Source organism: Ruoffia sp. FAM 24228 (assembly GCF_045528575.1).
GTDB lineage: Bacteria > Bacillota > Bacilli > Lactobacillales > Aerococcaceae > Ruoffia > Ruoffia halotolerans.
This window is the reverse complement of record NZ_JBGQQZ010000178.1, coordinates 1-255: the sequence shown is the minus strand read 5'-3', so window position 1 is coordinate 255 and position 255 is coordinate 1. Positions and strand designations below refer to the sequence as shown.

At 37.6% G+C, this 255-nt stretch carries 1 protein-coding gene; it reads right to left on the bottom strand.

Going from position 1 to position 255, the window contains the following annotated elements:
* On the bottom strand, positions 1 to 255 hold a 255-nt coding region (locus ACEN33_RS12565), incomplete at both ends, for a transposase (RefSeq protein WP_407095223.1).

Genomic DNA, 255 nt, shown 5'->3' with positions numbered 1-255 from the left:
CGTTATTTTCCCAATTTTCGTGGAAATCAATTAATATCGAACCGATTAAACGCTCTGCAGAGGCTATGTTTGGATAAATTCCAATCACTCTGTCTCGCCGTCTAATTTCACGATTCAGACGCTCAACAGAATTGGTTGTGCGCAACGAAACATGAAAAGCTTCGGGTTCTAACATATATTGAATGGCATCCTCAAAACCATTATCTAAAATCTTTAAGGCTTCAGTATACTTGGGATTATCTTTAAGTTGCGATT